The organism is Rhizobium sp. OAE497 (assembly GCF_040546565.1).
Classification (GTDB): domain Bacteria; phylum Pseudomonadota; class Alphaproteobacteria; order Rhizobiales; family Rhizobiaceae; genus Rhizobium.
Genome location: NZ_JBEPOA010000001.1, coordinates 1,511,187 through 1,524,058, shown reverse-complemented (window position 1 = coordinate 1,524,058; position 12,872 = coordinate 1,511,187). Strand labels below are relative to the sequence as shown.

Below are 12,872 nucleotides of genomic sequence, written 5' to 3'. Positions count from 1 at the left end.
CGGAGAACCTCGCGCAGCGCCGGGGATTTCAAAACCGAAATTACTTCGGACGCTTCGCACCGTACTTCGAACGGCGCTGCTTGCGGTTCTTGACACCCTGGGTATCGAGAACGCCGCGGATGATGTGGTAACGAACGCCCGGCAAGTCCTTGACGCGGCCGCCACGGATCATGACGACAGAGTGTTCCTGCAGGTTGTGACCTTCGCCCGGGATATAGCCGATGACTTCGAAGCCATTGGTCAGGCGGATCTTGGCGACCTTACGGAGAGCCGAGTTCGGCTTCTTCGGGGTCGTGGTGTAGACGCGGGTGCAGACGCCGCGCTTCTGCGGGTTTTCCTGCAGAGCAGGAACCTTATTGCGCTTTACGTTCGCCTGACGCGGCTTGCGGATAAGCTGGTTTACGGTAGGCATTCAACCATCCCTTACGTTAATCTGTACCCTTTCGGGCGTAAATCGCGCCGTCTCCGGCAAGATCACACGCTAGTCTCAATGCGCAAAACGTGGCCCGATCCGCTTTCGCAGATGGACCACCGAGGGCAGAGGACGCAAAAGACATGCGTCATGCGTGCAGGCATCATATCTTCAACGTGCGTTTCGAACCTTGTTTGAGGAGAACTCCAGGGCAAGGCGCCCCAGAAAGCCATGCCTCACATGGGTTCCGATGGCGCGGGTACTACTGGTTTCCCTCACCTACGTCAAGGCCGCGCCGGAAATAATCTTTAACGGAATGCCTTGAAATGCCGGGCTATCGCCCTCTTTGCAGGGGTTCCAGCGGAATTTTGAAGCACCCGGCCAAGTTCAACTTGGGGCCGACATGAAAAGCCGCTAAGGAATCGGCGATTGCAAGCGAAATCCGCTGAGAGCGGATTCGTATTTTCGAATCGTCACGTACCCGAAGGACATGAGCATGATCGCGAGCCCAGACAATGACAACAATTCCGAAGGCCCGATGATCTTCATCATCATCGGCAAGGGCTACGAGACGGATGGCAGCGAAGGCGTCGACCTGCACGTCATGCTGAAGGCCGCCGACGACGACAGCGCGGTGCGCGAGGCGCTCAACGCGCTCGCCGAAGAAGGCTTCATCGAAGCCGACCTCGACCAGATCGGCATGCTGACCGAAGTGCCGGAAGAAGAGCCGCATGCCTCGGCCTATCAGGGCGCCCTCGAGGGCGAAGTCTCGATCATCCGCTTCAGCTGACAAGCGGCTGCCTAATCGCGGCCCGGAAACAGCACCGCTTCATAATTCATCGCGCCGCTGACTATGTGCAGGATGTGAACGGTGCCCTCAGCCGCCGTATAGAATATATTGTAGCGGCCATGCACGGCGCGGCGAATGCCGGACGCCTCGTGCCTCGGCACCAGAGCATAGGCAAGCGGATGATCGGCTATCCGCTTGCAGTGCCATTCGATCTCCTCGACGAAAGACAGGGCGCGGCGCGGATTATCCTTGGCGATGTAGTCGCCTATGGCGAACAGGTCCCGGCGGGCTTCTTCCGCAAAGACCAGTTTCATTCGCCATCCGCCATGCGCTTGTAGCGCTCCTTCATCTCGGCAAAGACATCCTCTGCGGCATGGACGCGGCCCGCTTCGATATCCGCCCTGCCCCGTGCCAGCGCCGCATCCATGAGAGCGAGCTGCTTCTCGCGCTCCTCGACCAGGCGCACGCCTTCGCGCAGCACCTCGCTCTTCGAGTTGTAGCGGCCGCTTTCGACGAGCCGCTTTACCACCGCTTCCAGATTTCCAAGTTCAACGCTTTGAGCCATAGCAGCCTCCGATAACTATTATCGGACCGGTCTTGTTCTTTGGCAAGTCCGGCTTGCATGCGTGCCAACGGTCCGCGGCCAATATGCCGCAGCCTCTGACACCGTTCTGTCATCTTCGCCAAACAATCCTCGGTTACCCGCGGGATGCATTATTGCCCCCAAGGAGTCTCCCGATGCGTTCCATTTCCAAATTCGTTGCTTTCGGCCTCGCGGCCGCGATTGCCTTTTCGGCCCCGGCCTTTGCCGAAGAGAAGGCCAAGCCCTTTACCGACAATACCGAAGTCAACCTTTTGAACCTGCTGCCGCCGCCGCCGGCCAATGATTCCGCCAAGACCAAGGCCGAGATCGGCGAGCTCCTGAAGATCCAGGTGACGCGCACGCCCGAGATGGAAGCCCGCGCCGTTGCCGATGCCGAAGAGAATGTCTGGCGCTATGCCGACGTGATCGACAATCCGAAGTTCACCAAGGAGAACCTGCCTAAGTTCTCCGCCTTCTTCGACCGCATCGTCGAGACCGAAGCCGCCGTCGTCGACCCGGCCAAGGACGTCTGGAAGCGCACCCGCCCTCACCTCCTCTATCCGGATCTCGTCAAGCCGGTCGTTCCGCTCTCCAAGTCCGGTTCCTATCCGTCGGGCCACACGACGCTCGGCACGCTGATGGGCGTCGTTCTCTCCAACATGGTTCCGGAGAAGAAGGACGCGATCATGGCGCGCGCCTGGGAGTACGGCTGGAACCGCGTAATCGGCGGCATCCACTACCCGACCGATATCGAAGCTGGCCGCATTGCCGGTATCGCGACGGCACAGACGATCATGCAGCACGATGACTACAAGGCGGAATACGAAGCCGCCCGCACCGAGCTGCGGACCGTTCTCGGCATGTGATATCGCCAGCATATGATCTGAAGGCCGCGGCGAGAGCTGCGGCCTTTTGCTTTGCTGAAATCTGACGAGCTGAACTTTTCGGCGCCCTTGCCGTTCACCGGAGACATTTGCACTGTCCTGGGGAGGCACCGATGGCTCAATGCGAATATTGCGAGCGGGAGATCCCGCCGGGCCTGCTGATCTGCCCACAATGCGGGCGGCGGCCGCCGGGCGATGAGGAGCGAAAGCGGCGGATGAGGCGGATCTCCGTCGTCATCGGCATCACCGCCGTCTTCATGCTGCTGCTTCTACTGCGCGATGCAGCCATGCGCGGGACGATCCCGCACTTTTCCTAAGCCCTAGAAGAAAAACCGCCCGGATTGCTCCGGGCGGTTTTCGATTTCCAAGACGCTGGTCGCTTATTCGGCGGCCGGAGCGTTTTCGGCAGCCATGTCCTGCAGCATCGGCGTGGCCGATTCTGCGCCGCTGCCCTTGCGGCGCTCTTCGAGGATCATCTCGTCGCGCGACGTGGCGATGCGGCGGATCTGGGTCATCGTACCGCCGGTACCAGCCGGGATGAGGCGGCCGACGATGACGTTTTCCTTCAGACCCTGCAGGCCGTCGGTCTTGCCGGCGATCGCAGCTTCCGTGAGCACCTTCGTCGTTTCCTGGAAGGACGCAGCGGAGATGAAGGACGGGGTCTGCAGCGACGCCTTGGTGATGCCGAGCAGAACCGGATCGCCGTAAGCAGGCTTCTTGCCCTGTTCGATCAGGCCGTCGTTGACGTCCTCGAGCTCGATACGATCGACGTTGTCGCCGACGATATAGGTCGAGTCGCCTGCATCGGTGATTTCCACCTTCTGCAGCATCTGACGGACAATCACTTCGATGTGCTTGTCGTTGATGACAACGCCCTGCAAGCGGTAGACTTCCTGGATTTCGTTGACCAGGTACGAAGCGAGTGCCTCGACGCCCTTGATCGCCAGGATGTCGTGCGGAGCCGGGTTACCGTCGAGGATGTAGTCACCCTTTTCGATATAGTCGCCTTCCTGAAGGTGGAAGGGCTTGCCCTTCGGGATCAGGTATTCGACCGGCTCGACACCGTCTTCCGCCGGCTCGATGATGACGCGGCGCTTGTTCTTGTAGTCGCGGCCGAGGCGGATCGTACCATCGATCTCAGCGATGATGGCGTGGTCCTTCGGACGACGGGCTTCGAACAGTTCGGCAACGCGCGGCAGACCACCGGTGATGTCCTTGGTCTTGGCGCTTTCCAGCGGCGAACGTGCGAGAACGTCACCCTGGGAGACCTTCGTGCCCGGCTCGACCGACAGAATGGCGTCGACCGAGAGCAGGAAGCGGGCGTCACCACCACGCGACAGCTTCATGACATTGCCGCTGGCGTCCTTGATGACGATTGCCGGCTTCAGGTCGGAACCGCGCGGCGTCGAGCGCCAGTCGATAACCTGACGCTTGGTGATGCCGGTGGATTCGTCGGTCGCTTCGAGAACGGAGAGACCGTCGACCAGGTCTTCGAACTGAACGGTACCGGCTACTTCCGTCATCATCGGACGGGTGTAGGGGTCCCACTCTGCCAGACGCTGACCGCGCTTGACCTTGTCGCCTTCGTCGACATGCAGCTTCGAACCGTAGGCGACGCGCTGCGAGGAGCGCTCGACGCCACGCTCGTCCAGGATCTGGACGGTCATGTTGCGGCCCATGGCAACGAGGTTACCTTCCGAGTTGCGCAGAACGTTGCGGTTCTTGATCTGGATCGTACCTTCGTACGAGGCTTCCAAGAACGACTGGTCGACCACGTTTGCCGTACCACCAAGGTGGAACGTACGCATGGTGAGCTGCGTGCCCGGCTCGCCGATCGACTGAGCCGCGATGACGCCGACTGCTTCGCCCATGTTGACAGGCGTACCGCGAGCAAGGTCGCGGCCGTAGCAGACCGAGCAGACGCCCGTCTGAACTTCGCAGGTCAGAGCCGAACGGATGCGGATCGACTGGATACCAGCCTTTTCGATCTCGATGACATCGGGCTCAAGGATCATCTTGCCAGCGTCGACAAGACGCTCGCCGGTGATCGGATGATCGATATCGTCAAGAGCCGTACGGCCGAGGATACGAGCGCCGAGCGAAGCAACGACCTGACCGGCATCGACGATGGCGGTCATGGTGAGGCCCTTGTCGGTACCGCAATCCACGAGGTTGACGATGCAATCCTGCGCGACGTCGACGAGACGGCGGGTCAGGTAACCGGAGTTAGCCGTCTTCAGAGCGGTGTCTGCGAGACCCTTACGGGCGCCGTGGGTCGAGTTGAAGTACTCGTTGACGGTCAGACCTTCCTTGAAGTTCGACGTGATCGGCGTTTCGATGATTTCGCCCGACGGCTTGGCCATGAGGCCGCGCATGCCGCCCAGCTGGCGCATCTGGTTCGGAGAACCACGGGCACCCGAGTGCGACATCATGTAGATGGCGTTCATCGGCTTCTGGCGGCCGGTGTTCGGATCGAACTCGACAGCCTTAATGCGGGCCATCATGTCTTCAGCGACCTTTTCGGTAGCCTTACCCCAGGCGTCAACGACCTTGTTGTACTTCTCGCCCTGAGTGATCAGGCCGTCGTTGTACTGCTGCTCGTATTCCTTGACCAGGTTTTCGGTGTCGCCAACGATCTTTGCCTTGGTTTCCGGAATGACCATGTCGTCCTTGCCGAACGAAATGCCGGCGCGGCAGGCATGGGCGAAGCCGAGCTGCATGATGCGGTCGCAGAAGATGACCGTGTCCTTCTGGCCGCAGTGACGGTAGACCGTGTCGATCATCTTGGAGATGTTCTTCTTGGTCATTTCCTGGTTGCAGACGTCGAAGGTCACCTTGCCGTTCTTCGGCAGGAGTTCGCCGATGAGCAGACGGCCCGGAGTCGTTTCATAGATCTTCGAGTACGGCTTGCCGTCTTCGCCGATCGACTTGAAGCGGCCGCGGATCTTGGTGTGCAGCGTCACGACCTTGTTTTCAAGCGCGTGATGCAGCTCGCCGAGATCGGAGAAGGCCATGCCTTCGCCCGGCTCGTTCTGGTTCATGATCGCGAGGTAGTACAGGCCGAGAACCATGTCCTGCGACGGAACGATAATCGGTGCACCGTTTGCCGGATGCAGGATGTTGTTCGTCGACATCATCAGAACGCGGGCTTCGAGCTGGGCTTCGAGCGACAGCGGCACGTGAACGGCCATCTGGTCACCGTCGAAGTCGGCGTTGAAGGCCGTGCAGACGAGCGGGTGCAGCTGGATCGCCTTGCCTTCGACCAGGGTGGGTTCGAAGGCCTGGATACCCAGGCGGTGCAGCGTCGGTGCGCGGTTCAGGAGAACCGGATGCTCGCGGATGACCTCGTCGAGGATATCCCAGACTTCCGGCTTTTCCTTTTCAACCAGCTTCTTGGCCTGCTTGACGGTCGAGGAATAACCCTTGGCGTCGAGGCGGGCGTAGATGAACGGCTTGAAGAGCTCGAGCGCCATCTTCTTCGGAAGACCGCACTGGTGCAGCTTCAGTTCCGGACCGGTCACGATGACCGAACGGCCGGAATAGTCGACGCGCTTGCCGAGCAGGTTCTGACGGAAGCGGCCCTGCTTGCCCTTGAGCATGTCAGACAGCGACTTCAGCGGACGCTTGTTGGCGCCGGTGATGACGCGGCCACGGCGGCCGTTGTCGAACAGCGCGTCCACAGATTCTTGCAGCATGCGCTTTTCGTTGCGGATGATGATGCCCGGAGCGCGCAGTTCGATCAGGCGCTTCAGACGGTTGTTACGGTTGATGACGCGGCGGTACAGATCGTTCAGATCCGACGTCGCGAAACGGCCGCCATCGAGCGGAACGAGCGGGCGCAGGTCCGGCGGGATGACCGGGACGACCTTCATGATCATCCATTCCGGACGGTTGCCCGATTCCATGAAGTTCTCGACGATCTTCAGGCGCTTCATCAGCTTCTTCTGCTTGAGATCCGACGTGGTGTCGGCAAGCTCGGAGCGCAGATCGCCAGCGATCTTCTCGAGGTTCATCGATGCCAGCATCTCGTAGATGGCTTCAGCACCGATCATGGCGGTGAACTGGTCTTCGCCGTATTCGTCGACGGCCAGCATGTACTCTTCTTCCGTCAGGAGCTGGTGCTCCTTGAGCGCCGTGAGGCCCGGCTCGGTGACGATGTAGTTTTCGAAGTAGAGAACGCGCTCTACATCCTTCAGCGTCATGTCGAGCAGGGTCGAGATGCGCGACGGAAGCGACTTCAAGAACCAGATATGGGCAACGGGAGCGGCGAGCTCGATATGGCCCATGCGCTCACGGCGAACGCGCGACAGCGTGACTTCGACGCCGCACTTTTCGCAGATGATGCCCTTGTACTTCATGCGCTTGTACTTGCCGCACAGGCATTCGTAGTCCTTGATCGGTCCGAAAATGCGCGCGCAGAAGAGACCGTCGCGTTCCGGCTTGAACGTACGGTAGTTGATGGTTTCCGGCTTCTTGATCTCGCCGTAGGACCAGGAGAGGATCTTCTCCGGCGATGCGATAGAAATTCGAATGCTATCGAAATTCTGTGCAGGCACCTGCGGATTGAAAAGATTCATGACCTCTTGGTTCATGCCTGTCTCCTTCATGGGCGGATGCGCCCTTAGCTTGCGATCGACGGCGGCAAATCCCGGGAGCCGCGCCAACGCTCAAAACGACAATAACCGCAGAATGCGGCGAAATCGTCCCTGCCCGGCCAACACGTTACGGGGCCAGAGCGGGAACGGTGTGCGCTGATTTACAGCGCACACCCTATCAGATGGTTACTCGGCTGCGTCCGGCAGCTGGCTCGCCTGCTGTTCATCGACCTTGGAGTTCTCCAGTTCGACGGACAGACCGAGCGAGCGCATTTCCTTGACGAGAACGTTGAAGCTTTCGGGGATACCCGCTTCGAACGTATCGTCGCCACGGACGATGGCTTCGTAGACCTTGGTACGGCCGGCGACGTCGTCCGACTTGACCGTGAGCATTTCCTGCAGCGTGTAAGCCGCACCGTATGCTTCCAGTGCCCAGACTTCCATTTCGCCGAAGCGCTGACCGCCGAACTGCGCCTTGCCGCCCAGCGGCTGCTGGGTAACGAGCGAGTAAGGACCGATCGAACGGGCGTGGATCTTGTCGTCGACAAGGTGGTTCAGCTTCAGCATGTAGATGTAGCCAACCGTGACCTGGCGGTCGAACTGCTCGCCCGTACGGCCATCGTAAAGGGTCGACTGACCGCTTTCCTTCAGACCGGCGAGAGCCAGCATCTCGTTGACGTCACCTTCGTGCGCGCCGTCGAAAACCGGCGTCGCGATCGAAACGCCGCGCTTCCACTGGTCGGCAAGACGCAGGACCGACTCGTCGTCGAAATCCTTGACCTGCTCGGCCTTCGGACCTTCGCCGACAACGTCGCCGATCGTCTTGCGCAGAGGCTCGATGTTGCCGCTCGCCTTGTAGGCTTCCAGCATGTCGCCGATCTGGCGACCCATGCCGGCGCAAGCCCAGCCGAGATGCGTTTCGAGAATCTGACCGACGTTCATACGCGACGGCACGCCGAGCGGGTTCAGAACGACGTCGACATGCGTACCGTCTTCGAGGAACGGCATGTCTTCGACCGGCACGATACGCGACACGACACCCTTGTTGCCGTGACGGCCGGCCATCTTGTCGCCTGGCTGGATCTTGCGCTTAACAGCGACGAAGACCTTGACCATCTTCATGACACCCGGAGGCATTTCGTCGCCGCGCTGGACCTTCTCGACCTTGTCCATGAAGCGCTGTTCAAGGCGCGACTTGGATTCGTCGTACTGGCCACGCAGAGCTTCGAGTTCGCTCTGGACCTTTTCGTCTTCGACGGCGAACATCCACCACTGCGAGCGGGGATATTCGGAGACGACGGCGTTCGACAGCTCGGTGCCCTTCTTGAAGCCCTTCGGGCCCGCGATGGACATCTGGCCGCGGAGCATGTCGATCAGACGGCCGTAGACGTTACGGTCGAGGATCGCCTGCTCGTCGTCGCGGTCCTTTGCAAGACGCTCGATCTCTTCGCGCTCGATTGCCATCGCGCGCTCGTCCTTCTCAACGCCGTGGCGATTGAAGACGCGCACTTCGACGATCGTGCCGTAGGTGCCGGGCGGCATGCGCATGGACGTGTCGCGCACGTCGGATGCCTTTTCACCGAAGATGGCGCGCAGAAGCTTTTCTTCCGGCGTCATCGGGCTTTCGCCCTTCGGCGTGATCTTGCCGACGAGGATATCGCCTGGCTGAACTTCGGCGCCGATGTAGACGATACCGGCTTCGTCGAGGTTCTTCAGCGCTTCTTCCGAAACGTTCGGAATGTCGCGCGTGATTTCTTCCGGACCAAGCTTGGTGTCACGGGCCATCACTTCGAATTCTTCGATGTGGATGGAGGTGAACACGTCGTCAGCAACGATACGCTCGGAGAGCAGGATCGAGTCTTCGTAGTTGTAGCCGTTCCACGGCATGAACGCGACGAGCGCGTTGCGGCCGAGTGCGAGATCGCCCAGGTCCGTCGACGGGCCGTCGGCGAGGATGTCGCCGCGGTTGACAACGTCACCGACGGTGACCAGCGGACGCTGGTTGACGCAGGTGTTCTGGTTCGAACGCTGGAACTTCTGCAGGCGGTAGATATCGACGCCGGACTTGCCAGCTTCGAGGTCTTCCGTCGCACGGATAACGATACGCGTCGCGTCGACCTGGTCGACAACGCCGCCGCGGCGGGCGCCGATAGCAGCGCCGGAGTCGCGGGCAACGACCGGCTCCATGCCGGTGCCGACGAACGGAGCTTCGGCACGCAGCAGCGGAACGGCCTGACGCTGCATGTTCGAGCCCATGAGAGCGCGGTTGGCGTCGTCGTTTTCCAGGAACGGGATGAGAGCGGCTGCGACCGAAACGACCTGCTTCGGCGAGACGTCCATCAGGTTCATGCTGTCGCGCGGAGCAAGCATAACTTCGCCGGCGTGACGGCAGACGACGAACTCGTCAACGAAGGAACCGTCCTTCTCGAGCGCGGCGTTGGCCTGTGCGACGTAGTACTTCGCTTCTTCCATGGCCGACAGGTAGAGAACGTCGTTCGTCACCTTGCCATCGACGATGCGGCGGTACGGGCTTTCGATGAAGCCGTACTTGTTGACGCGCGCAAAGGTCGCCAGCGAGTTGATGAGACCGATGTTCGGACCTTCCGGCGTTTCGATCGGGCAAATACGGCCGTAGTGGGTCGGATGAACGTCGCGGACTTCGAAGCCTGCGCGCTCGCGGGTCAGACCGCCCGGGCCAAGTGCCGAGAGACGGCGCTTATGGGTGATTTCCGAAAGCGGGTTCACCTGGTCCATGAACTGCGACAGCTGCGAGGAGCCGAAGAATTCGCGGACAGCAGCTGCTGCCGGCTTGGCGTTGATCAGATCCTGCGGCATGACCGTGTCGATTTCGATCGAGGACATGCGTTCCTTGATCGCGCGCTCCATGCGGAGCAGGCCGAGACGGTACTGGTTTTCCATCAGTTCGCCGACGGAGCGAACGCGACGGTTGCCGAGGTTGTCGATGTCGTCGATTTCGCCCTTACCGTCGCGCAGTTCGACGAGCATCTTGACCACGGCCAGGATGTCGTCCTTGCGCAGGATGCGGACGGTGTCGTCGACCTGGAGGTCGAGACGCATGTTCATCTTTACGCGGCCGACGGCGGAGAGGTCGTAACGCTCCGCATCGAAGAACAGCGAGTTGAACATGGCTTCGGCCGATTCCATGGTCGGCGGTTCACCCGGACGCATGACGCGGTAGATGTCGAACAGAGCGTCCTGACGGTTCTCGTTCTTGTCTGCGTGCAGCGTGTTGCGGATGTAGGCGCCGACATTGATGTGGTCGATACCGAGAACCGGGATCTCGTCGAAACCGTTCGACAGGATGACCGGCAGGGTCTTCTCGTCGATTTCGTCGCCGGCTTCGAGATAGATCTCACCGGTCGAGTAGTTGACGATGTCTTCGGCCAGGAAGTTGCCGTACAGGTCGTCGTCAGACGCCTTCAGGGCCTTGAGACCCTTTTCGGAGAGCTGGCGGAGCAGACGCGGGGTCAGCTTCTTGCCGGCTTCGACAACGACTTCGCCGGTGTCGGCGTCGACCATCTCGGTGATCGCCTTGGCGCCACGCAGCGTTTCCGGCTTGAAGGGAATGCGCCAGCCTTCGCCGTCGCGCTTGTAGAGCGACTTCGTGTAGAAGGTGTCGAGGATTTCCTCACCGTCCATGCCGAGGGCCATCAGCAGCGACGACACCGGAATCTTGCGGCGGCGGTCGATACGGGCATAGACAATGTCCTTGGCGTCGAATTCGATATCGAGCCAGGAACCACGATACGGGATCACGCGGGCAGCAAAGAGCAGCTTGCCGGAAGAATGGCTCTTGCCCTTGTCGTGATCGAAGAACACGCCCGGCGAACGGTGCATCTGCGAAACGATGACGCGCTCGGTGCCGTTGACGATGAACGTACCGTTGTTGGTCATGAGCGGCATGTCGCCCATGTAGACGGACTGTTCCTTGATGTCCTTGATGGACTTCGCGCCGGTATCCTCGTCGATATCGAACACGATGAGGCGCAGCGTCACCTTGAGGGGCGCTGCGTAGGTCAGGTCGCGCTGACGGCATTCATCGACGTCGAACTTCGGCGGCTCGAATTCGTAGGAAACGAATTCCAGCATCGAAGCGCCGGAGAAATCCGTGATCGGGAAAACAGACTTGAAGACGGCCTGAAGGCCTTCGTCAGGGCGGCCGCCCTTGGGCTCTTCAACCATCAGGAACTGGTCGTAGGACGCCTTCTGAACCTCGATGAGGTTCGGCATCTCTGCGACTTCGGGGATTTTACCAAAAAACTTGCGTACGCGCCTACGACCGTTGAACGAAAGGGTCTGAGCCATCGTCGCTCCTTCAAAAATTGCATCCGGGCCTGCAACGGACGGGAACCGATGGCCAGTCGACCCCGTCAACCAATGGGTTGGTTCAATCTCGTCTCACTTCCCGAAACAAGAGGCCGGATTGCCTTCATGCTGCGGTTCGAGACCATCCTCTTGAAGAACCCATTACCCAAAAGCCGTTTTCACGCGGCTTTTGGGTAATTTGTTCAGGAAAACGGCAAATGGGAGACGGTAAACATACCGCCTCCCAGATGCAGTTCAAGATTACTTGACGTCGGCCTTTGCGCCAGCGTCTTCAAGCTTCTTCTTGATGTCGGCAGCTTCAGCCTTGGAAACGCCTTCCTTGACAGCCTTCGGAGCGCCTTCGACGAGGTCCTTGGCTTCCTTCAGGCCGAGGCCGGTGATGCCGCGGACTTCCTTGATGACGTTGATCTTGTTGGCGCCAGCGTCAACCAGGATAACGTCGAACTCGGTCTTTTCTTCTTCAGCCGGAGCTGCAGCGCCACCAGCGCCACCAGCAGCAGCAACTGCTACCGGAGCAGCAGCAGAAACGCCCCACTTTTCTTCGAGCATCTTGGAAAGCTCAGCAGCTTCCAGGACGGTCAGAGCAGAGAGGTCTTCAACGATCTTTACGAGATCAGCCATGTTATCAGTTCCTTTTGTTCGGTTCGAACCGGTGTTTTATAAACAGCAAAAAACCGCCTTATGCGGCTTCGTCCTTCTTGGCGTAAGCCGAGAACACGCGAGCAAGCTGGCTTGCCGGTGCTGCAACAACGCCTGCGATGCGGGTAGCCGGGGTCTGAATCATACCGACCAGCTTTGCACGCAGTTCGTCCAACGACGGCAGGGTCGCAAGCGACTTGACTGCATCGGCGTTGAGCGTGGTTGTTCCCATGGCGCCGCCCAAAACAACGATCTTATCGTTGGTCTTGGCGAAATCCACGACGACTTTCGGAGCGGTGATCGGGTCATTGCTGTATGCAATGAGCGTCTGACCGGTGAAGAGATTGGAAATCCCTTCCGCTTCCGTACCCTGAAGGGCGATCTTGGCCAGGCGGTTCTTCGCGACTTTGACGGTACCGCCAGCTGCGCGCATCTTCGAACGGAAGTCGTTCATCTGCGCGACTGTAGCACCAGCATAGTGGGCCACGACAACCGAGCCCGAAGCCTTGAAGACTTCGTTCAGTTCCGTGACGAATTCGCGTTTTTCCGCTCTTTCCACTGCCTATCTCCAGTTGGCAGGACCTGTAAGGCCCTACCGGGTTGCCTTTTGCCTCCCGGGATC

At 59.9% G+C, this 12,872-nt stretch carries 10 protein-coding genes; 3 read left to right on the top strand and 7 right to left on the bottom strand.

Annotated elements, in window-relative coordinates; translation table 11 throughout:
- Positions 1-40 precede the first annotated feature (40 nt).
- Positions 41-412 (bottom strand): 30S ribosomal protein S12, encoded by a 372-nt coding sequence (gene rpsL / locus ABIE40_RS07830; RefSeq protein ID WP_003547537.1) that lies wholly within the window; start codon positions 410-412, stop codon positions 41-43.
- 496 nt (positions 413-908) lie between these two features.
- Here rpsL and ABIE40_RS07825 point away from each other — a divergent pair, with 496 nt between their 5' ends.
- Complete coding sequence (locus ABIE40_RS07825; RefSeq protein ID WP_112716928.1) at positions 909-1,202, top strand: transcriptional regulator; 294 nt, start codon at positions 909-911, stop codon at positions 1,200-1,202.
- Between the two features lie 11 nt (positions 1,203-1,213).
- On the opposite strand, the gene ABIE40_RS07820 is transcribed toward ABIE40_RS07825, so the two are convergent.
- The gene (locus ABIE40_RS07820) at positions 1,214-1,516 is read right to left on the bottom strand and encodes a type II toxin-antitoxin system RelE/ParE family toxin (RefSeq protein WP_199630023.1); all 303 of its coding nucleotides are present in this window, start codon (positions 1,514-1,516) and stop codon (positions 1,214-1,216) included.
- Complete coding sequence (locus ABIE40_RS07815) at positions 1,513-1,767, bottom strand: type II toxin-antitoxin system ParD family antitoxin (protein ID WP_199630022.1); 255 nt, start codon at positions 1,765-1,767, stop codon at positions 1,513-1,515. The genes ABIE40_RS07820 and ABIE40_RS07815 overlap by 4 nt, the downstream gene beginning before the upstream one ends.
- Before the next feature lie 173 nt (positions 1,768-1,940).
- Between ABIE40_RS07815 and ABIE40_RS07810 the strand changes: the two genes are divergently transcribed.
- Together ABIE40_RS07810 and ABIE40_RS07805 are read left to right on the top strand one after the other, a co-directional pair.
- A complete protein-coding gene (locus tag ABIE40_RS07810; RefSeq protein ID WP_112716902.1) occupies positions 1,941-2,651 on the top strand; it encodes an acid phosphatase in 711 nt (236 codons plus the stop codon).
- A gap of 131 nt (positions 2,652-2,782) precedes the next feature.
- Positions 2,783-2,986 (top strand): hypothetical protein, encoded by a 204-nt coding sequence (locus ABIE40_RS07805; protein ID WP_199630021.1) that lies wholly within the window; start codon positions 2,783-2,785, stop codon positions 2,984-2,986.
- Between the two features lie 63 nt (positions 2,987-3,049).
- Here the strand turns inward: ABIE40_RS07805 and rpoC are convergent, their stop codons facing one another.
- From rpoC to rplJ, 4 genes are all read right to left on the bottom strand, one after another.
- Positions 3,050-7,261 carry a DNA-directed RNA polymerase subunit beta' gene (rpoC, locus tag ABIE40_RS07800; protein WP_130282491.1) on the bottom strand — a complete coding sequence of 1,404 codons (4,212 nt, stop codon included), beginning with the start codon at positions 7,259-7,261 and terminating at the stop codon, positions 3,050-3,052.
- A gap of 189 nt (positions 7,262-7,450) precedes the next feature.
- Positions 7,451-11,590: a DNA-directed RNA polymerase subunit beta gene (rpoB, locus tag ABIE40_RS07795; protein WP_112716906.1), complete on the bottom strand. Its 4,140-nt coding sequence runs from the start codon at positions 11,588-11,590 to the stop codon at positions 7,451-7,453.
- Positions 11,591-11,851: 261 nt separating this feature from the next.
- Entirely contained in the window at positions 11,852-12,232 is a 381-nt protein-coding gene (gene rplL, locus ABIE40_RS07790) for a 50S ribosomal protein L7/L12 (RefSeq protein ID WP_112716908.1), read from the bottom strand.
- A gap of 58 nt (positions 12,233-12,290) precedes the next feature.
- Positions 12,291-12,809: a 50S ribosomal protein L10 gene (gene rplJ, locus ABIE40_RS07785; RefSeq protein WP_112716910.1), complete on the bottom strand. Its 519-nt coding sequence runs from the start codon at positions 12,807-12,809 to the stop codon at positions 12,291-12,293.
- Positions 12,810-12,872: the final 63 nt, after the last annotated feature.

Coding starts and splice junctions, on each gene's coding strand:
- rpsL (WP_003547537.1), bottom strand. CDS start 412: ATGCCTACCGTAAACCAGCTTATCCGCAAGCCGCGTCAGGCGAACGTA.
- ABIE40_RS07825 (WP_112716928.1), top strand. CDS start 909: ATGATCGCGAGCCCAGACAATGACAACAATTCCGAAGGCCCGATGATC.
- ABIE40_RS07820 (WP_199630023.1), bottom strand. CDS start 1,516: ATGAAACTGGTCTTTGCGGAAGAAGCCCGCCGGGACCTGTTCGCCATA.
- ABIE40_RS07815 (WP_199630022.1), bottom strand. CDS start 1,767: ATGGCTCAAAGCGTTGAACTTGGAAATCTGGAAGCGGTGGTAAAGCGG.
- ABIE40_RS07810 (WP_112716902.1), top strand. CDS start 1,941: ATGCGTTCCATTTCCAAATTCGTTGCTTTCGGCCTCGCGGCCGCGATT.
- ABIE40_RS07805 (WP_199630021.1), top strand. CDS start 2,783: ATGGCTCAATGCGAATATTGCGAGCGGGAGATCCCGCCGGGCCTGCTG.
- rpoC (WP_130282491.1), bottom strand. CDS start 7,261: ATGAACCAAGAGGTCATGAATCTTTTCAATCCGCAGGTGCCTGCACAG.
- rpoB (WP_112716906.1), bottom strand. CDS start 11,590: ATGGCTCAGACCCTTTCGTTCAACGGTCGTAGGCGCGTACGCAAGTTT.
- rplL (WP_112716908.1), bottom strand. CDS start 12,232: ATGGCTGATCTCGTAAAGATCGTTGAAGACCTCTCTGCTCTGACCGTC.